Origin of the sequence: Cryptosporangium phraense, assembly GCF_006912135.1 — a bacterium.
GTDB lineage: Bacteria > Actinomycetota > Actinomycetes > Mycobacteriales > Cryptosporangiaceae > Cryptosporangium > Cryptosporangium phraense.
In genome coordinates this window covers 191,886-210,682 of record NZ_VIRS01000015.1, presented here as the reverse complement: position 1 = coordinate 210,682, position 18,797 = coordinate 191,886, and the positions used below count along the sequence as shown (strand labels likewise).

At 71.7% G+C, this 18,797-nt stretch carries 19 protein-coding genes; 9 read left to right on the top strand and 10 right to left on the bottom strand.

The features are described 5' to 3' along the window. On the bottom strand, positions 1-1,218 hold a 1,218-nt coding region (locus FL583_RS21985), incomplete at its 3' end, for a 2-oxoacid:acceptor oxidoreductase family protein (RefSeq protein ID WP_420843169.1). Positions 1,219-2,950: 1,732 nt separating this feature from the next. Between FL583_RS21985 and FL583_RS21980 the strand changes: the two genes are divergently transcribed. Then, entirely contained in the window at positions 2,951-3,814 is an 864-nt protein-coding gene (locus FL583_RS21980; RefSeq protein WP_142706586.1) for an enoyl-CoA hydratase-related protein, read from the top strand. Between the two features lie 92 nt (positions 3,815-3,906). After that, the gene (locus FL583_RS21975) at positions 3,907-4,545 is read left to right on the top strand and encodes a DedA family protein (RefSeq protein ID WP_142706585.1); all 639 of its coding nucleotides are present in this window, start codon (positions 3,907-3,909) and stop codon (positions 4,543-4,545) included. Between the two features lie 173 nt (positions 4,546-4,718). Here the strand turns inward: FL583_RS21975 and FL583_RS21970 are convergent, their stop codons facing one another. After that, the gene (locus FL583_RS21970; RefSeq protein ID WP_142706584.1) at positions 4,719-6,128 is read right to left on the bottom strand and encodes an FAD-dependent monooxygenase; all 1,410 of its coding nucleotides are present in this window, start codon (positions 6,126-6,128) and stop codon (positions 4,719-4,721) included. A 131-nt stretch (positions 6,129-6,259) separates the two neighbouring features. Next, positions 6,260-6,649 (bottom strand): VOC family protein, encoded by a 390-nt coding sequence (locus FL583_RS21965; RefSeq protein WP_142706583.1) that lies wholly within the window; start codon positions 6,647-6,649, stop codon positions 6,260-6,262. A gap of 50 nt (positions 6,650-6,699) precedes the next feature. Between FL583_RS21965 and FL583_RS21960 the strand changes: the two genes are divergently transcribed. The 3 genes from FL583_RS21960 (at position 6,700) to FL583_RS21950 (ending at position 9,674) form a co-directional block, all read left to right on the top strand. After that, complete coding sequence (locus tag FL583_RS21960; RefSeq protein WP_170323793.1) at positions 6,700-7,512, top strand: helix-turn-helix transcriptional regulator; 813 nt, start codon at positions 6,700-6,702, stop codon at positions 7,510-7,512. 62 nt (positions 7,513-7,574) lie between these two features. Next, entirely contained in the window at positions 7,575-8,753 is a 1,179-nt protein-coding gene (locus FL583_RS21955) for an MFS transporter (protein WP_142706582.1), read from the top strand. A gap of 63 nt (positions 8,754-8,816) precedes the next feature. Beyond that, entirely contained in the window at positions 8,817-9,674 is an 858-nt protein-coding gene (locus tag FL583_RS21950) for a Gfo/Idh/MocA family protein (RefSeq protein WP_142706581.1), read from the top strand. A 54-nt stretch (positions 9,675-9,728) separates the two neighbouring features. Here FL583_RS21950 and FL583_RS21945 read toward each other — a convergent pair whose 3' ends face one another. Together FL583_RS21945 and FL583_RS21940 are read right to left on the bottom strand one after the other, a co-directional pair. Next, positions 9,729-10,550, bottom strand: a complete 822-nt coding sequence (locus tag FL583_RS21945; protein WP_142706580.1) for a mycofactocin-coupled SDR family oxidoreductase — start codon at positions 10,548-10,550, stop codon at positions 9,729-9,731. A gap of 172 nt (positions 10,551-10,722) precedes the next feature. After that, on the bottom strand, positions 10,723-11,613 hold the full coding sequence (locus tag FL583_RS21940) for an SDR family NAD(P)-dependent oxidoreductase (protein WP_142706579.1): 891 nt from the start codon (positions 11,611-11,613) through the stop codon (positions 10,723-10,725). 104 nt (positions 11,614-11,717) lie between these two features. Between FL583_RS21940 and FL583_RS21935 the strand changes: the two genes are divergently transcribed. Further along, positions 11,718-12,380, top strand: a complete 663-nt coding sequence (locus FL583_RS21935) for a TetR/AcrR family transcriptional regulator (protein WP_142706578.1) — start codon at positions 11,718-11,720, stop codon at positions 12,378-12,380. Here the strand turns inward: FL583_RS21935 and FL583_RS21930 are convergent. Genes FL583_RS21930 through FL583_RS42480 form a run of 3 tightly spaced genes read right to left on the bottom strand, consistent with a single transcriptional unit; the run spans position 12,346 to position 14,665 of the window. Next, a complete protein-coding gene (locus FL583_RS21930) occupies positions 12,346-13,527 on the bottom strand; it encodes an MFS transporter (RefSeq protein WP_142706577.1) in 1,182 nt (393 codons plus the stop codon). The two genes, FL583_RS21935 and FL583_RS21930, sit on opposite strands and share 35 nt — an antisense overlap. Further along, positions 13,524-14,075, bottom strand: a complete 552-nt coding sequence (locus FL583_RS21925) for a TetR/AcrR family transcriptional regulator (RefSeq protein WP_142706576.1) — start codon at positions 14,073-14,075, stop codon at positions 13,524-13,526. The genes FL583_RS21930 and FL583_RS21925 overlap by 4 nt, the downstream gene beginning before the upstream one ends. Next, the gene (locus FL583_RS42480) at positions 14,072-14,665 is read right to left on the bottom strand and encodes a sugar O-acetyltransferase (protein ID WP_142706575.1); all 594 of its coding nucleotides are present in this window, start codon (positions 14,663-14,665) and stop codon (positions 14,072-14,074) included. Before FL583_RS42480 ends, FL583_RS21925 begins: the two co-directional genes overlap by 4 nt. Positions 14,666-14,827: 162 nt before the next feature. Here FL583_RS42480 and FL583_RS21915 point away from each other — a divergent pair, with 162 nt between their 5' ends. After that, positions 14,828-15,616 carry a lysozyme gene (locus FL583_RS21915; RefSeq protein WP_142706606.1) on the top strand — a complete coding sequence of 263 codons (789 nt, stop codon included), beginning with the start codon at positions 14,828-14,830 and terminating at the stop codon, positions 15,614-15,616. Positions 15,617-15,626: 10 nt separating this feature from the next. Beyond that, the gene (gene rnhA, locus FL583_RS21910; RefSeq protein WP_205752337.1) at positions 15,627-16,130 is read left to right on the top strand and encodes a ribonuclease HI; all 504 of its coding nucleotides are present in this window, start codon (positions 15,627-15,629) and stop codon (positions 16,128-16,130) included. A gap of 3 nt (positions 16,131-16,133) precedes the next feature. On the opposite strand, the gene FL583_RS21905 is transcribed toward rnhA, so the two are convergent. Beyond that, positions 16,134-16,391 (bottom strand): alpha/beta hydrolase, encoded by a 258-nt coding sequence (locus tag FL583_RS21905; RefSeq protein ID WP_142706573.1) that lies wholly within the window; start codon positions 16,389-16,391, stop codon positions 16,134-16,136. 59 nt (positions 16,392-16,450) lie between these two features. Here FL583_RS21905 and FL583_RS21900 point away from each other — a divergent pair, with 59 nt between their 5' ends. Next, positions 16,451-16,597, top strand: coding sequence for a DUF1059 domain-containing protein (locus tag FL583_RS21900; protein ID WP_142706572.1), 147 nt, complete (start codon positions 16,451-16,453; stop codon positions 16,595-16,597). Between the two features lies 1 nt (position 16,598). On the opposite strand, the gene FL583_RS21895 is transcribed toward FL583_RS21900, so the two are convergent. Beyond that, positions 16,599-18,773: a glutamine synthetase III family protein gene (locus FL583_RS21895; protein ID WP_142706571.1), complete on the bottom strand. Its 2,175-nt coding sequence runs from the start codon at positions 18,771-18,773 to the stop codon at positions 16,599-16,601. Positions 18,774-18,797 lie beyond the last annotated feature (24 nt).

Below are 18,797 nucleotides of genomic sequence, written 5' to 3'. Positions count from 1 at the left end.
GAGATACCCGTCGGAGAGCAGGAACACCGGGGTGCGGTAGGTGAGCGCGATCCGCGCGGCTTCCAGGGCCGCGTCGAAACAGTCGCTCGGGGAGCGCGGGGCGACGATCGGGACCGGGGCTTCGCCGTTGCGCCCGAACATGGCCTGCAGCAGATCGGACTGTTCGGTCTTGGTGGGCAGGCCGGTGGAGGGGCCGCCGCGCTGCACGTCCACGACCACGAGGGGCAGTTCGAGGGAGACGGCCAGGCCGATGGTTTCGGACTTCAGCGCCACCCCCGGACCGCTGCTGGTGGTGATTCCCAGCGCGCCGCCAAAGGACGCGCCCAACGCGGCGCCGATCGCGGCGATCTCGTCTTCGGCCTGGAACGCCCGCACCCCGAACCGTTTGTGCTTCGACAGCTCGTGCAGCACATCCGACGCGGGCGTGATCGGGTAGGCCCCCAGGAAGATCGGGAGTTCGGCGCGCTGGCCGGCGGCGAGCAGGCCGTAGGCGAGGGCGAGGTTGCCGGAGATGTTGCGGTAGGTACCGGCCGGCATCGCCGCCGGTTTCACCTCATAGGTGACCGAGAAATCCTCGGTGGTCTCCCCGTAATTCCAGCCGGCCTTCAACGCGGCCACGTTCGCCGCCGCCACATCCGGTTTGGTGGCGAACTTCTTCTCCAGGAACCCCACCGTCGAGTCGATCTGGCGCGAATACAGCCACGACACCAGACCCAGGGCGAACATGTTCTTCGCCCGCCCGGCGTCCTTGCGCGAGAGCCCCAGCCCGTCCACGGCCTGCAACGTCAAATCCGTCAGGCCCAGCGAATGCACGTGATACCCGTCCAACGAGCCGTCGTCGAGGGGAGAGGCTTCGTAGCCGACCTTGGCCAGGGCCCGTTTGGTGAAGTCGTGGGTGTCGACGATGATCGTCGCCCCCCGCGGCAAATCCCCCAAATTCGCCTTCAACGCCGCCGGGTTCATCGCCACCAACACATCCGGGCGATCCCCCGGCGTCATGATGTCGTGATCCGCGAAATGCACCTGGAAACTCGACACACCCGGCAACGTGCCCTGCGGCGCCCGGATCTCGGCCGGGAAATTCGGCAGCGTGGACAGGTCATTACCGAACGACGCGGTCTCCGACGTGAACCGATCCCCGGTCAACTGCATCCCGTCACCGGAATCACCGGCAAACCGGATCACCACCCGGTCCAACCGCCGGACCTGCTTACTCACAGAGTGCCGCCTCTCGCCGGCGCCAGCCGTAGGCGCCCGTCAGTCCTCCAGTCTCCGTTCCCGAAAGCCTTTCCGGTAGGCCGGTTCTGCTGTTGACCTCATAACGCGGGCTTATGGGCAGCTCCAGCTCGGCCGGTCGAGTCCGGTTTGCGCGGTCGTCGTGAGGCGTGGTCGGTTGTTCTCGCGGTCGTCGGTGCCTCCTTGCGGTGCGCGTGACTGGTGGCGGCTGCGCAGAGTAGTTGTGTCGACCGTTCAGGTCGCCGGCTTCCAGATGGTCCTGACGGCGCGGCGACCCGTTCCCGCCTGCGACCCGTTCCGGCCCGCGACCCCCTGGAAGGCGCGACCCTTACCGGATGCGTCCCACACGCCTTGTCGCACTGACCACGGCGATCGGACGCCGTGACAAGCGCGACCAACTGCCCCGATCCTCAGCGCGATGCGGGGCGCTGGCCGACCGTGTGGTTATGCGGATTGGTCAACTTTCCTGACTACTTGGTCAGGTAAGTTGACCAATCCGGTAAGCAGCAGGCCTACCGGCGAGCGCGCGCCAGCCGCGGAGGTGCCGTTGCTAGGAACCGGGATCGCGGGATGGCCGCCCGTTCGGGGGTCTTCCCGCCCTTCCCGGGGCCGGGCGTCCCGCATTTCGCTACGCCCCGGCCAGATCACCGAACACCTGGGCGATCCCCGGGCGACCACTGCCTCCGGAATCACTCATCGACGCCTGGCCCTCTTCTCGACCGGCGGATCACGTGCGCGGTGGGCCTCGATCTTCGCCTCCCCTTGGGGGGATGCACTGGCTCGGGTGCGGCGGTGCGGCGGTGCGGCGGTGCTGCGGTGCTGCGGTGCTGCGGTGCTGCGGTGCTGCGGTGGTGCGGTGCTGCGGTGCTGCGGTGCTGCGGTGCTGCGGTGCTGCGGTGCTGCGGTGCCGTGGTGCTGCGGTGCTGCGGTGCCGTGGTGCTGCGGTGCCGTGGTGCCGTGGTGCGGCGGTGCGGCGGTGCCGTGGTGCGGCGGTGCGGCGGTGCCGTGGTGCGGCGGTGCGGCGGTGCCGTGGTGCGGCGGTGCGGCGGTGCCGTGGTGCGGCGGTGCGGCGGTGCCGTGGTGCCGCGGTGCGGCGGTGCGGTGGTGCGGCGGTGCGGCGGTGCCGTGGTGCGGCGGTGCCGTGGTGCGGCGGTGCCGTGATGCGGCGGTGCCGTGATGCGGCGGTGCGGCGGTGCCGTGATGCGACGGTGCGGTGGTGCGACGGCGGCGGTGCGGCGGTGCGGCGGTGCCGTGGTGCGGCGGCGGTGGTGCGGCGGCGGTGGTGCGGCGGCGGTGGTGCGGCGGCGGTGCAGCGGCCGCGTGGCGATGGGGGCGGGGGCTCCGGACGGGCGTGGTCGTGGCTTTGGGATCGTCGCTCGGGTTGCGTTGGGCCGGACAGCACCGCGTGGCAGTGGCCGGTCGCGCTGGGGGGCTTGGGTTGGCCGGTCGTGCTTGCGGGCCTTCCGGCGGGCTCGGCCGGAAGGCGCGTTCTAACAGGGTCTGGCGCACGCGGGCCGGGGCGGCGGTCGGGCGTGGCGGCGGGTCGGCCTGAGTGAGGACCGGTTGGGCGTGGGCGTATCGGGTTCGCCGGATGAAGGCCCGGCCCGAATTCGCATACCCGGAGTCTGGACACCGGCTACGACAGTTCCGACGATCGATCCGGCCCCTGGGGATAACGGCATCGGGGGCGCAGCCCGGGCACTAGGCTCCCGGCATGACGGAGCGGGCGATCGCGCTGGAGATACAGGATCGGGTCGCGACGATCACTCTCGATCGCCCGGCGCGGCTGAACGCTTTCACGCCGGGGATGGCGTCCGAATTGGTAGCAGCGTTCGACGCTACGGACGTCGACGACGACGTCCGCGTGGTGATCGTGACCGGACGCGGGCGCGCGTTCTGCGCGGGGGCAGACCTGAGCGGCGGCGCCGACACGTTCGACCCGGCGAACGGGCCGCGTAGCGGGCAGCTGATCGACGGGGTGCCACGGGACCTCGGCGGGGTCGTCGCGTTGCGGATCGCGGCGTCGCGGAAGCCGGTGATCGCGGCGATCAACGGGCCGTGCGTCGGGGTGGGGGCGACGATGACGTTGCCGATGGACGTCCGGCTGGCGGCGGAGTCGGCGCGGTTCGGGTTCGTGTTCGCTCGGCGGGGGCTGGTGCCGGAGGCGGCCTCCAGCTGGTTCCTGCCGCGGGTGGTGGGGATCTCGCAGGCGATGGAGTGGGTCGCGACCGGGCGGGTGTTTCCGGCGGACGAGGCGTTGAGTGGGCGGTTGGTGTCGCGGGTGGTGCCGGATGCCGACCTTCTCGACACCGCCCGGGGCATCGCGATCGAGATCGCCGAGAACACGTCGGCCGTCTCCGTGGCGGCGGCTCGGCACATGCTGTGGGGGATGCTCGGTGCGTCCAGTCCGTGGGACGCGCATCGGCTGGATTCGGGGGTGATCGCGGCGCTCGGTGGGGGTGGTGAGGCGGCTGAGGGGGTGGCTTCGTTCCTGGAGAAGCGGCCTCCGCGGTTTCCGGGCTCGGCGCAGGACGCGATCCCCGGGCTCGTTCCCGAATGGCCGGCCCGGCCGGCGTGAGCCCGCCCGGCGTGAGCCCGCCCGCTGTGAGCCCGGTCGGGGCGGCAACCCCGGGCGGCGGGGGCTTGCGGGGGTGAACCAGGATCTGAGGCGTGCCGCACTTCCTGTCGCCGGAATCGCTGATTGCGACGTTCGGTCTGCTGGGCATCCTCGCGATCGTGTTCGCCGAGTCGGGCCTGCTGCTCGGGTTCTTCCTGCCCGGTGACTCGCTGCTGTTCACGGCCGGGTTGCTCGTCGCCGACGGCCGCTATCTGCACCAGCCGTTCTGGGTGGTCTGTCTGCTGATCACGGGGGCGGCGATCGCCGGGGATCAGGTCGGGTTCGTGTTCGGGCGGCGGGTCGGTCCGGCGCTGTATCGACGGCCGGACTCGCGGCTGTTCAAGAAGGCCTACCTGGAACGGGTTCGCGGGGTGTTCGAGCGGTACGGGCCGCGGTCGATCGTGTTGGCGCGATTCGTGTCGGTGGTGCGGACGTTCACGCCGATCGTGGCGGGCGTGGCTCGGATGCCTTATCGCACGTTCGTGGTCTACAACGTCGTCGGTGGGGCTTTGTGGAGCTTCGGGTTGCCGTCGGCCGGGTACGTGCTGGGGCGGATCGCGTTCGTGCGGCACCACATCGAGTTGATCCTTGTCGCACTGGTCGCGTTGTCGGCGGCGCCGCTGGTGGTGGAGTTCGTCCGCCATCGGGCGGCCGCCCGCAAGAAGGTCCCGGAGCCCGCCGGCCGCCGGTGACCGCCCGGCCGGCCCGGCCGACGGACGGACCCCGCCCGCGCCGAACGCCGAAGACCCCCGCGCGGAGCGCCGAGGAACCCCGCGCCGAGCGCCGAAGAACCCCGCGCCGAGCGCCGAGGAACCCCGCGCCGACTGCGAGGTACCCCGGCGCCCCGCCCGGGCGGGCGGCTCGCTCAGCCCGCGACCTCCCCGAACCACCGGGCGAGGTGCACGTCCAGATCTGCCTGATCGTCGCCGATCCAGGCGACGTACCCGTCCGGCCGGGCCAGCAGTGCCGGCGCCCCCGCCCCGGCATCCGTCACCACGTCGACGCGGTCCGACCAGCCTCCGGTCGTCAGGCGTCCGGTCCGGTCCAGCAGCAGGCCGCGGCCGCGGTGCAGCCGGTCGTACAGCCGGCCGTCGACGTCGGGCAGACGTCGGCCGAGCAACTCCGGACCCTCCCCGACGTCGTACCGCACGTCGATCGCCGTGATCTTCCCGATCAGGTACCGATTGACCTCGCCCAGCGCCATCAACTCGGTCACCAGCCGGCGCACGGCCTGCGCCCCCGGCTCCGGGGACGACAACTCCATCTGCGCGCGCGTGTTGTCCAGCACCCCGGCCGCCACCGGGCGACGCTCGGACTCGTACGAATCCAGCAACGTCGACGGCGCCCAGCCGCGCACCTCGGCGGCCAGCTTCCACCCGAGGTTGACCGCGTCCTGAAGGCCGAGGTTCAGCCCCTGCCCACCGATCGGCGGATGGATGTGGGCCGCGTCGCCGGCCAGCAGAACCCGGCCCACGCGGTACCGGTCCACGAGCCGGGTGGCGTCCCCGAAGCGCGACAGCCAGCGCGGGGAGTGCACTCCGAAGTCGGTCCCGACGATCCAGCGCAGCTCGTCCCGGAAGTCGTCCAGAATCGGCGGACGGGACCGGTCGCCGACCTCGCGAGCCGGGATGATCACCCGGTACACGCCGTCGCCGAACGGCCCGAACACGAGCCGCTTGTCGGTCTCGCGCACCCGGGCCACGGCGGCGGCGATCTCGTCGGCGGGTGCGCTCGCCTCCAGCTCGCCCATCAGCGTGTCGTTGCGCGCCGGTTCGCCCGGGAAGCCGACGCCCAGCAGCTTGCGGATCGTGCTGCGCGCTCCGTCGCAGCCGACGAGATGACCCGCACGCAGCTGCTCTCCGTCGGCCAATGACACGGTCACCCCGTCGACGTCCGCATGAAGGTCGACGACCGGGCAGCCACGGCGGACCTCCGCACCCAGGTCGACCGCGTGTTTCTCGAGCAGTTGCTCGAGGACCGGCTGGGGGATCCCCAGCAGATAGGCGTACGGGGAGTCGAGGCCGTCGGGGACGGGGGCGGGAATGGCGGCGAAGAAGCCGCCGGCCGGACGCTGCCGTCCGCGCTCGCGGACGCACTCCAGCAGGCCGCGCATGGCCAGCAGTTCGAGGCTGCGGATGTGCAGGCCGACGATGCGGGCGAACGCGGGCGGCTCGGTCTCCTTCTCCAGAACGAGGACCCGGACATCGTGCAGCCGCAGCTCGGCGGCGAGCATCGCGCCGGTCGGACCGCAGCCGGCAATGATCACGTCGTACATCGGTAGTGCCTTTCGGGAGTGCTCTCGGCGCTCCCGCGCGACACCTACGCTCGGTGCCGGGGGAGGGCCCACGTCGGTACTGCGTTCATGGGTCTCACCTCCCCGGTCGGTTCACGGACGACGGCAAGCTATCACGGCTGCCGGTACTCGATCGGCGATTTATCGCCGACCAGCCACAGGTGGCCGTAGGGGTCGAAGAAGCCGCCCTGACGGTGCTCGCCCCAGAGCGTGTCGTGGGCGCGGATCGGGTCGTGGTACTCGGCGCCCGCGGCCGCGGCGCGGGTCAGGAGCGCGTCCGGGTCGTCGGTGAACACCTCGATGCGGGTGGTGGTGCTGCCGAGGGTCGCAGGCGTGTCCCAGCGGTTGTTCGCGGGCTCGGCGACGAAGAAGGGTGCGCCGCCGAGGTCGAGGCCGATCACCGAGCCGAGGTTCCAGCGTTCGGTCGCGCCGAGCGCGCGCTGGTACCAGGCCGAGGCTTCCCCGGCGTCGGGCACGGCCATCATCACTGACACCACGGTCATGCCCGACACCTTAGGGCGGCCCCGCCGGCGGCGGGTTAGATGAAGACGTGGTGCAACGGGAAGAGCTCGGGGCGTTTCTGCGGGCCCGGCGCGAAGCGACCGACCCGGTCGCGGCCGGCTTCCCGGCCGGCTCGCGCCGACGCACACCCGGGCTGCGCCGGGAGGAGCTGGCCCAGCTCGCCGGCGTGAGCGTGACCTGGTACACCTGGCTCGAGCAGGCCCGCGACATCACGGTCAGCCGGCAGGTGATCGCCAGCCTGGCCCGCGTCCTCGAGCTGACCGCGGCCGAACGGGCCCACCTCTACACGCTCGCCGAGCTCGCGCTCCCGCCGTCCGACCCGCATCCGCCGACGGTCGATCCGACCCTGCAGCGCCTGGTCGACGTCCTGCAGCCGAACCCGGCGTATCTGACCAACCCCTGGTGGGACCTGGTCGCGTTCAACGACGCCTACGCGAGCCTGCTCGGCGGCCTGGAGCAGCGCCCACCGGCCGAACGCAACATCCTCTGGATCACGTTCACCGAGTCGCGCGGCGCCGGCCTGTTCGTCGACTGGGACAGCGAGGCCCGCTCGCTGATCGGACAGTTCCGGGTCACGCTGGCCCAACACCCGAACGACCCGCGCGGCGCCGAGTTGCTGACCACGCTGCGCGCCGCCGACCCGTACTTCCGCGAGCTCTGGGACGAGCACTCGATCGGCCGGTTCGAGAGCGCCCGGAAGCGCCTGGTGCACCCCAGGGCGGGCCGGGTCGACCTGGACTACACCAAGCTCACCGCGGCCGCGGACGATCAGCTGTTCCTCGTCGTGTTCCTGCCGTCCGACGACGAGAGCGCCGCGAAACTGCGGGGCCTCGCCGGGGGGTAGTGGCGATACCAGCATAAACAGCTGCCTGCCGACCGGCGCCGGGCCGCCTGAGACTCGGTCTCATGGCTTCCGTTCTCGACTCCCCGACCCGCTGGGCCGCCCCGGTCAGCCTCCTCGCGCTGGGCACGTTCGCGATGGGCACCGACTCGTTCGTGCTCGCCGGAATCCTCCCGCAGCTCGCGTCCGGCCTCCACACCTCGACCGCGTCGTCCGGGCAGGTCATCACCGCGTTCGCGCTGACCTACGCGGTCGCCGCGCCGATCGTGGCCACGCTCACCGCGCGGATACCCAGGCGGCCCCTGGCGATCGGCTCGCTGAGCGTCTTCGCGCTGGCGAACCTGGCCGCCGCCGCGGCTCCCTCGCTCGGTCTGCTCCTGGTCGCGCGGGTCGTCACCGCGGTCGCCGCGGCCGCGTTCACGCCCACGGCGTCGGTGGCGGCGGTGGCCCTGGCCGGTCCGTCCGCGCGCGGCCGGGCCCTGGCCGTCGTCAACGGCGGGCTGGCGGTCGGGACGGTGCTGGGCGTGCCGGTCGGCACGGCCGTCGGTCAGCGGTTCGGGTGGCCGGCGAGCCTGCTCTTCATCGCCGCGGTGGCGCTGGTGGCCGTGGCCGCGCTGGCCGGGCGGCTTCCGGCGCTTCCGCTGCCCGGCGCGGTTCCGATGGCCGAGCGGCTGCGCCAGCTCGTCGACCCGCGCCTCCTGCGGCTGGTGACCGTCAACACGCTCGCGACCGGCGGCGGGATCCTGTTCTACACCTACATCGCGTTCGTGCTGGGCTCGAACGCCCACCTGACCGGCGTCCGACTCGCCGTTGCCCTGCTGGCCTGGGGGATCGGTGGCGCGATCGGCGCCTTCGGCGCCGGTTGGCTGGCCGACCGCGTCGGACCGGACCGTACGCTCGGCCTCACGCTGACGATCATGACGCTCGACCTGCTGGCGTTCGCGTTCGCCGGACACTTCGCGCTGGTGCTGATGCTGGCGGTGACCGGCGGGGCGTCCAGCTGGTCGCTGCTGACGCCGATCAACCATGCGCTCACCGGCCTCGCGCCCCGGCAGCCCGGCGTGGTCATCTCGCTGAACGCCAGCGGTTCCTACCTGGGCCAGGCGCTGGGTGCGGTGCTCGGCGGCCTGGCCCTGGCCCGCGGTGCGGACGCGCGCGAGCTCTGCCTGTTCGCCGCCGGGGTCGTGCTGGTGGCGTTGTCCGTCCAACTCCTGAGGGTGCGTCTCGCGAGCGTCGGCCGGTGAGGGCGGACGTCGGCTGTCTGGGGTCGCCTAGGATCAGGGCATCTCGAACGGAGGACGAACGCGATGACGCTGCGTGTCGGGCTGGTCGGCGCCGGGCCGTGGGCGACGAGTTTCACCGGGCCGCTGCTCGCGGCCGGCCCCGGGACCGCCCTCGCCGCGGTGTGGGCGCGCCGCCCGGAGGCGGCCGCCGCGCTGGGGGTACCGGTCGCGGACTCCTTCGACGCGCTGCTCGGCACCTGCGACGCGGTCGCGTTCGCCGTCCCTCCGGACGTCCAGGCCGAGCTCGCTCCGCGAGCGGCCGCGGCCGGCAAGCACCTGCTGCTCGAGAAGCCGATCGCGTTCACGGTCGACGACGCCGAGCGGATCGCCGCGGCCGCCGACGAAGCGGGCGTGGTCACGCAGCTCATGCTCACCAACCGGTGGTCGTCCGCGGTGCCGGTTTTCGTCGACGAGGTCCGGCAGGCGGTTCCCCGGGCGCTGCGCGCGGAGTTCGTCGGCAGCGGGGCGATGCCGGGCTCGTTCTTCGCCACGCCCTGGCGCCGGCCCGAAGCCGCGCTGCACGACGTCGGCCCGCACGTGTTCGACCTGCTCGAGCTGGCCGCCGGGCCGGCCACCGTGGTGCACGCGGCCCGGTCCGGAGCGGTCACCGCGGTGACGTTCGCGCACGAGAGCGGCGCGGTCAGCTCCGCGGTCCTGTCGATCGCCACCCCGGGCGCCCACGGACCGCTGCAGTGCGAAGCGATCACCGACGCCGGGCGCATCGCCCTGGCCGACCCGGGCGCCGACGACCCCGCGGCCCTGCAGCGGCGCATCGCGACGACGTTCGCCGACGCCGTGGCCGGCGGCAAGAGCCCGGACGCCGACGTGCACCGGGGCGTCCGCCTGCAGCATCTCCTGGCCGCCGCGGAGGCGTTCCTCTGAGCCGACGGCCCGTCGGCGGGCCGGTCGGCGCGCGGAGCGCCGACCGGCCGGGGATCAGCTGGCGTTGAAGCCGGCGTCGACCGGGAGCGTCACGCCGGTGACGTACCGGGCCTCGTCGCTGACCAGCCACAGGATCGCGTTGCTGATGTCGACCGGCTCGACCATCGGCACCGGCAGCAGGTTCTGCATCATCGACGCCACGGCCGGGTCGCGCTCGAGCCAGCCCTGGATCACCTCGTTGTTCACCATCGGCGTGTTCACGCCGGTCGGGTGCACCGAGTTGACGCGGATCGAGTACTGGGCCAGCCAGTTGGTGAAGCTGCGCATCAGGCCGACGACGCCGTGCTTGGACGCGGCGTACGCGGTGGTGGCCGCGGTGCCGTCGCCGCCGGTGCCCTTGAGGCCCTGGGTCGAGCTGGTGAGTACGATCGCGCCGCCCTGGCCGCGCTCGATCATCGCCGGTGCGGCCGCCATCACGGTGTTCCAGACGCCGGTCAGGTTGGTGCCGATGACGTCGTTCCAGGTCGCGATCTGGTCCGGCTCCGGGCCGCCCTGCGGGGCGATGCCGGCGTTGGCCAGCACGATGTCGATCGGGCCGAGCTCGGCGACGCCGGCCTTGACCGCGGCCTCGAGCGCGGCGAAGTCCCGGACGTCGGCCTGCTGGGTGAAGATCCGGCGGTCGAGGGCCTCGATCTGCTTGGCCGTCTCGGCCAGGTCGTCGGGGGTCGCCATCGGGTAGGCGACGGTCGGGATCTGCGCGGCGATGTCGACCGCGATGATGTCCGCGCCTTCCTGCGCTAAGCGGATCGCGTGGCTGCGGCCCTGGCCGCGGGCGGCACCGGTGATGAAGGCGACTTTGCCATCGAGCTTGCCCATGAGGGTCCTCCCAATTGAGTCGTTGACCCGAAAACTGCCTGCTCAGGCGGTTCCCTCATTCGACCGTAACACCCTGATAGACAGTGTCGATTAAGTGGGAAGCAGGAGTGGCCTCACCGACAAGTTCGGCGTCACCTGGGTTCTGGACGTGGTCACCCGGGCGTAGTCGGGCTCAGACCGGGAACCGCACGCCGGTCAGGTTTTCGGACACGGCCCACAGCCGCTGCTGGACCGTCGCGTCGTAGGACTCCGGGCTGGACGTGACCAGGCGGGGAGCCCCACGCACCTCGCCGACGCCGCCGGGGCCGTAGTACTGCCCGCCGAGCACCGCGGGGTCGGTCGCGGCCCGCAGCGTCGAGAGCGCGCCCTTCGAGGCGTCCTGGACGACGAGCGGAGCGAGCCGCGCGAGCGGGGCCCGCACCACCGCCGGGGAGTTGCGGATCAGCTCGGTGTCGGACACACCGGGGTGCGCGGCGACCGCGGCGGTGGTGCCGTGGGTGGCCAGCCGGCGCTGCAACTCGTAGATGAACATCAGGTTGGCCAGCTTGGACTGCCCGTAGGCGCCGACGCGGCTGTAGGAGCGCTCCCACTGCAGGTCGTCGAAGTGGATCGTGGCCCGGATCCGGTGCCCGACGCTGCTGACCGACACGACCCGGGAGCCGGGCACCGGGAGGAGCAGGTCGAGCATCAGGCCGGTGAACGCGAAGTGACCGAGGTGGTTGGTGCCGAACTGCATCTCGAAGCCGTCGCGGGTCTGCTGCTTCGGCGTGTACATGACGCCGGCGTTGTTGATCAGCAGGTCGATCCGGTCGTGGCCGGCGTGCAGGCTCTCGGCCGCGGCGCGGACCGAGTCGAGCGAGGTGAGGTCGAGCTCCTGCACGGTGACGTCGCCGGGGATCCGGTCGGCGGCCTGCTTGCCCTTTTCGACGTTGCGGACGGCCAGTACGACGCGGGCGCCGTGGGCGGCCAGCGCGTGCGCGGTCGCGAAGCCCAGGCCGGTGTTGGCGCCGGTCACGACCGCGGTGCGGCCGGTCTGGTCGGGGATGTTCTGCTCGCTCCACATGGCGTTTCTCTCCTAAAGAACCGGCGGTCTCTTACACGAAGAACGCTAAGAGACCGGCGGTCTGCTGTCAAGAGACCGGCGGTCTTTAAGTTAGAGTGACGAGCATGACGTTCCAGCGCGCGCGCAGCGAGGAGCAGCGGGAGATCCGTCGGCAGGCGATCCTCGACACGGCCGCGGCCATGCTCGACGAGATGCCGGTGGCCGACGTGAGCCTCAACGAGCTCAGTCGCCGGGTCGGGCTGGCCAAGTCGAACGTCCTGCGCTATTTCGAGTCGCGGGAGGCGGTGCTGCTCGAGCTGCTCGACGACTTCATGCGGAGCTGGCTCGCGTCGCTGGCTGGCGAGCTGGCCGCGGTCGACCCGGGGGAGTCCGCCGAGCGACGGTCGGAGCAGCTGGCCGAGATCCTCAGCCGCACGCTGGCGAGCCGGGTCGCGTTGTGTGACCTGATCAGCGCGCAGGGAGGCGTGCTGGAGCAGAACGTCTCGGTCGACGTCGTGCGGCGGCACAAGCGGGCTCTGCTCGCCGACCTCGCCACGATGGTCGAGCTGGTCTCCGGAGCGGTACCCGAGCTGGGCCAGGGCGCCCAGCTGGTGTGCCTGCAGGCCACGATCATGGCCGGGGCGCTGTCGACGTACTGTTCGCCGACACCCGAGGTGCTGGCGGTCTACGAGGCCGAGCCCGACCTGGCCGCGCTGCAGTTCGACCTGCGGGAGTCGCTGCGTGTCGCGATAGTCACCGCGATCCTGGGCGCGCTGCCCCGGCCTTAGTCCCGGGAAGCGCGGACGTCAGCAGGAGGCCGACGGCGACGACCGCGGCGGTGATCGTCAGCGAGCGGAGGATGCCGACGTGGTCGGCGACGAAGCCGAGCAGCGGCGGCCCGGCCAGGAACGCCGTGTACCCGATCGTCGAGACGACGCCGACCCGGGCCGCGGCCCGGCCCGGGTCGCCGGCCGCGGCGCTGATCCCGAGCGGGAACCCCATCGCCGTGCCGAGCCCCCACGCGACGACGCCGGCCAGCGCCCACGTCCAGTGTGGTCCGAAGACCGTCGTCACCAGGCCGGCCAGCGCGATCGTCCCACCGACGCGGGTGACGCGCCGCGGGCCCCACCGGTCGACCAGCGACGGACCGAACCAACGGCCGAGCGTCATCGCGGCGACGAAGAGCGCGAAGCTCAGCGAACCGGCGGCGACCGACGTGCGGTGCCCCTCGACCATCGCCGACGCCAGCCAGTCGTTCCCGGTGCCCTCGGAGAAACCCGCGGTCAGGACGAACAGGCCGAGCGCGAGCGTCCGCGGTTCGGTCCAGGCCCGCCGGGCCTTCGCGCGGGGCCCGGGCGACGGAGGACCCGCGGCCAGGTACCGGCGGGTGGACACCGGCACGGCCACCGCGACGAGCAGCGCGACCGCGACGAGGTGCGGACCGACCGGGACGCCGAGCGCGGCGCAGCCGGCCCCGGCCGCCGCACCGAGCACCGTCCCGGCGCTCAGCGAGGCGTGGAACCGCGACATGATCGACCGGCCCGCGCGCTGCTCGACGGCCGCCGCCTCGACGTTCATGGCGACGTCCCAGATACCGGTGGCCAGCCCGTACACCGCGAGCCCGGTCACGGTGAGTGCGACCGAGCTCTCGGAGCCGAGGCCGGCCAGACCGAGCCCGGTCGCGCCGGTCAGGCTCGACGCCGCCACCGCCCGGCGCGGGCCCAGCGCACCGACGACCGCGCCCGAGGCCAGCAGCGACGCCAGCGACCCGGCCGGCAGCGCCAGCAGCAACAACCCCAGCTGCCGGGCGTCCAGATGAAGTTGGTCTTTGACCGTGGGGATGCGCGCGGCCCAGGTCGCGAACGCGAAGCCGCTGCTGAGAAACGCGGCGAAGACCGCGACGGCCGCGGCCCGGACCGGGAGGGTCACGGTCACCGGACGGCGTCCGGCAGGAAACGGCGGATCGCGTCCCGGATCCGGCCGGGGTCGACCGGGGAGGTCGACAGGGTCGCATGCAGGATCAGCCCCTCGATCAGCGCGTCGAGAGCCTCCGCGGTGGCGGGGTCGAAGTGTCGCTCCAGCGCGCGGCGGCTGCGGTCCATCCAGGACTGGGTGATCTCGCGCAACGACGGGTCGCGGGCCGCGGCCGCGTAGAGCTCGTAGGTGAGCACCGCTCGGCGCTGGTTGTCGGACAGGTCGGCCAGGATCGACTCGACGACCCGGGCCCGGGCGTCGCCGCCCGGCTCGATCGCCGCCAGCTGCGCCTCGAAGGCGGCCGCTCCGGTGTCCGCCAGGTGGGTGAAGGCCGAGGTCAACAAGTCCCGGAGGCTGGTGAAGTGGTAGGTGACCGACCCGAGCGGGACGTCGGCGGCCGCCGCCACCTGCCGGTGCGTGGTGCCGGCCACCCCGCGCTCGGCGATGACGTCGAGCGTGGCCTCGACCAGGCGGTGCCGCCGGCCCGGGTCGTAGCGGCGGGGGCTCACTCGTCGTAGACCGACCGCACGACCCGGGCCGGGTTGCCCACCGCGACGACGTTCGGCGGGACGTCCCTGGTGACGACCGCTCCGGCGCCGATGACCGAGTTCTCGCCGATCGTGACGCCGGGGCAGATCACCGCCAGGCCGCCGATCCAGACGTTGTCCTCGATCGTGATCGGCAGTGCGGCCTCCCACTTGGCCCGGCGGGGGTCGGGGTGGATCGGGTGCGTCGGGGTCAGCAGCTGGACGTTCGGGCCCAGGAGGACGTCGGCGCCGATCCGGATCTGGGCGACGTCGAGGGCCATCAGGCCGAAGTTGATGAAGACGCGGTCGCCGATGTGCAGGTGGGTGCCGTAGTCGACGTGGAGTGGGGGGCGGATGTCGACGTCGTCGCCGAGGGAGCCGAGCAACTGGGTGAGGAGTTCGCGTCGGGTGGCGGGGTCGAGCGGGTCGCTGTCGTTGAACGCCTTGGTCAGTGACATCGCGTGGCGCATTTCGGCTTCCAGCTCGGGGTCGGCGCCTCGGTAGAGGTCACCGGCCAGCATGCGCTCGCGCATCGACCGCGGGTCGCCCTCGGTGGGGTCGGTTCGACTCATGCGTACGATCGTACGCATCGGTCGCGGTTCCGTGGGCGATCCGCCGTCCGGGGGTGGCGCGCCTCGGCCGGGCGGATGACCAGGGGTGGCACGGGTGGGGCGGCTGCGTCCGGGCCTGTTAGCGTGCGCCGTCTTGTTGGCTCTGCAGGGGATATGTACGTGATGACGCTTCCGCGGGTTTTACTCGTCCTGGGCCTGGCCGCCGCTCTCGTCGGCGGTTCGGTACTGGTCGTCGAACGGCTGGTGTCGCGACCCACCGTGTCACCGGTGCCGACGGCCTCCGTCGCCCGGACGCCGGTGCGCGGGCTCGACGTCTCGAACTGGCAGGGCAACGTCAAGTGGACCGACGTCAAGAAGCAGGGTCCGGCGTTCGCCTACATCAAGGCGACGCTCGGGACCGACTTCCGCAGCCCGTACTTCTCCCAGCAGTACAAGGGAGCGACCGCGATCGGTCTGGTCCGCGGGGCTTATCACTTCGCGTTGCCGCTGCGCAGCGGCGGAGCGCGTCAGGCCGACTTCTTCGTCGCCCACGGCGGCGGCTGGAGCCGCGACGGCCGGACGCTGCCCGGCGCGCTGGACATCGAGTTCAACCCGTACTCGGCCAGGTCCGGGCGTCCGGAGTACCGCAAGAACCAGTGCTACAGCATGACGCCGGCCGCGATGCGCGGCTGGATCCGGGCCTTCCTCGCGCGCTACCACCAGCGCACCGGGCGCCACGCCGTCATCTACACGACGACCAGCTGGTGGAAGGCCTGCACCGGCAACGACCGGGAGTTCGCGGCGACCAGCCCGCTGTGGATCGCCCGCTATCAGAGCTCGGTCGTCGGGCCGCTGCCGGCCGGGTGGACGAGGCACACGTTCTGGCAGCACTCGTCCACCGGCCCGTTCCCCGGCGACTCGAACGTCTTCAACGGCACCGCGGCCGACCTCCGCAAACTCGCCCTCGGGTAGTTTGTTGCCGGTGACGGCGCGAGTGCAGATCTGGACCGATGGGGCGTGCAGTGGGAATCCGGGTCCGGGTGGGTGGGGCGCCCTGCTGCGCTACGGCGACGTCGAGAAGGAACTGTGCGGTGGCGAGGTCGTCGCGACGACGAACAACCGGATGGAGCTCACCGCCCCGATTCGCGCGCTGACCGCACTGACCCGGCCGTCGATCGTCGACCTGCACACCGACAGCACCTACGTCCGCAACGGGATCCTGTCGTGGATGGCGGGCTGGAAGCGCAACGGGTGGCGGACGAAGGCGGGTCAGCCGGTCAAGAACGAGGACCTCTGGCGGGAGCTCGACCTCGCCGTGGCGCGCCACGACGAGGTCGAGTGGCACTGGGTGAAGGGTCACGCGGGTCACGTGGAGAACGAGCGGGCCGACCGGCTGGCCGCGCGCGGCCAGCGCGAGGCCCTGGAGGCCGCCGGCCCGGCCGTACCGTCCTCGCGGCCGGCCCGGCCGTCGCGGATCAGTAGGTAGGGACTAGGGGCGCGGGAAGGCCCAGGCGACCATCGCGGGGAACTCCGCGCGCCAGAACGGGCCGCCGTGCCCGCCGGGGCGCTTCGCGAGGACGACGTCAGCGCCGGCGGCGCCCAGGGCCTCGGCCCAGCGGACGGCGTTGCCGAGGAAGAACGGCTCGCCGTCGCCGGCGAAGACGACCGCCTCGGGCGGGCCGGACGGAACGACGACGGTCACCGACCGTCCGCCGTCGTAGCCGAACGTCCTGCTGACGGTTCCCACCGGACCTCCCGCACCGTGGCGTAGCGTCGTCGATGATCCTCCGATCCGACGGGAGACCGATGAAGCGACAGCTGACCTGTCCGTGCGGAGAGCACCTCGTGGGCGAGGACGAGGACGACCTCGTCGCGAAGGCCCAGGCGCACCTGGCCGCCGAGCACCCCGACCACGAGTACTCGCGCGACGAGATCCTGTTCCTCGCGTACTGAGCTACAGGATGTAGAGCATCTCCTGGTACGTCGGGAGCGGCCACAGGTCGTCGGCGACGATCCCCTCCAGCGTGTCGGCCGCGGCCCGGACCGCCGCCATCGCCGGCAGCAGACCGTCCCGCGCGTGCGTGGCCTCCCAGAACGCGCCGTGCACCTCGTGCGCCAGCGCGGTCCGGAGCCCGGCCAGCGCCTCGCGCAGCGCGGTCAGTGGCTCGGTGACCTCGGTCAGCGGCTCGGTGGCGGCCTCGACGCCGGCCGCGCGCAGCGTGCTCACGTTGAGCGCGAGCTCGGTCTGGTAGCGCACGGCGGCGGGCAGCACGATCGTCGAACCGATCTCGTAGGTCAGCTTGGCCTCGACGGCGACGCTCAGCGCGTACTGCTCCAGGCTGATCTCGTAGCGGCTCTCCATCTCCCGCTCGCTGAAGACCTCGTACTTGCTGAACAGGTCCATCGCCTCGCTGGTGACGATCTCCGGCAGCGCGTCGAGCGTCGTCCGGAGGTTCTTCAGGCCCCGCTGCTCGGCTTCCACCTGCCACTCGTCGGAGTAGCCGTCGCCGTTGAACACGACCACGCCGTGGTTGCTGATGACCTCTTCGAGCACCTTCTGGACGACGACGTTGAACTCGGTGCCCTCCGCCAGCCCGGCCTCGATCTTGCTGGCCAGGAAGTCCAGCGACTCGGCCATGATCGTGTTCAGCGTGACCATCGGCCCGGCGATCGACTGCATCGACCCCGGGGCCCGGAACTCGAACCGGTTGCCGGTGAACGCGAACGGGCTGGTGCGGTTGCGGTCGCCCGGGTCGCTGGTCAGGTTGGGCAGCGTGTCGACGCCGATCATCAGCGTCCCCTTCTCCTTCGACGAGGTCGCGCCGCCCTTGCTGACCTGGTCGAAGACGTCGGCGAGCTGGTCGCCGAGGAAGATCGAGATGATCGCCGGGGGAGCCTCGTTGGCGCCCAGCCGGTGGTCGTTGGAGGCCGACGCGACCGACGAGCGGAGCAGCCCGCCGTACTTGTGCACGGCCCGGATCACCGCCGCGCAGAACACCAGGAACTGCGCGTTCTCGTGCGGGGTGTCGCCGGGCAGGAACAGGTTGCCCTGGCTGGCGTTGCCGATCGAGAAGTTCACGTGCTTGCCCGACCCGTTGACGCCGGCGAACGGCTTCTCGTGGAACAGGCACTCCATGCCGTGCTTCTGCGCGATGCGCTTGAACGTCGTCATGAGTAACTGCTGGTGGTCGGAGGCGACGTTCGACCGCTCGAACATCGGCGCGATCTCGAACTGGCCGGGGGCGACCTCGTTGTGCCGGGTCTTGGCCGGGATGCCGAGCTTGAACAGCTCCCGCTCGGTGTCCATCATGAACCCGAGCACCCGGTCGGGGATCGCCCCGAAGTAGTGGTCGTCGAACTCCTGACCCTTGGGCGGCTTGGAGCCGAACAGCGTCCGGCCGGCGTTGAGCAGGTCGGGGCGGGCCAGGAAGAAGTGCCGGTCGACCAGGAAGTACTCCTGCTCGGGCCCGGCGTAGGAGACCACGCGGTCGGGGTTCTCGTGGCCGAACAGCTTCAGCACGCGCTCGGCCTGCAGACCCATCGCCTGCTGGGAGCGGAGCAGCGGGGTCTTGTGGTCGAGCGAGTCGCCGGTCATCGAGACGAAGATCGTCGGGATGCACAGCGTGTTGCCGTTCGGGTTCTCGAGCACGTAGGCCGGGCTGGTGACGTCCCAGGCCGTGTAGCCGCGGGCTTCGAACGTGCTGCGCAGGCCGCCGTTGGGGAAGCTGGACGCGTCCGGCTCGCCCTGGGTCAGCGTCTTGCCCGAGAACTCGGCCAGCGTGGCGCCGTCGCCGGTCGGCTCGAGGAAGCTGTCGTGCTTCTCGGCCGTGCCGTGGGTGAGCGGGTAGAACACGTGCGCGTAGTGCGTCGCGCCCTTCTCCAGCGCCCAGTCCTTCATCGCCGAGGCCACCGCGTCGGCGACCGCCGGGTCCAGCGGCGCGGAGTCCTCGATCGTCGCGACCACCGACTTGTAGACCGACTTCGGCAGCCGCTTCTGCATGACGACCTTGCTGAACACGTTCGTTCCGAAGATCTCCCCGGGGGCCTCGTCGGGCGCGAAGCTCACCGCCGGCGGGACGTACGCCTCGACGTCCTTGATCGCGTTCAGACGGACGGTGTTACCAGTCATCCTTGCCCCCCTCGGGCCGAGTTC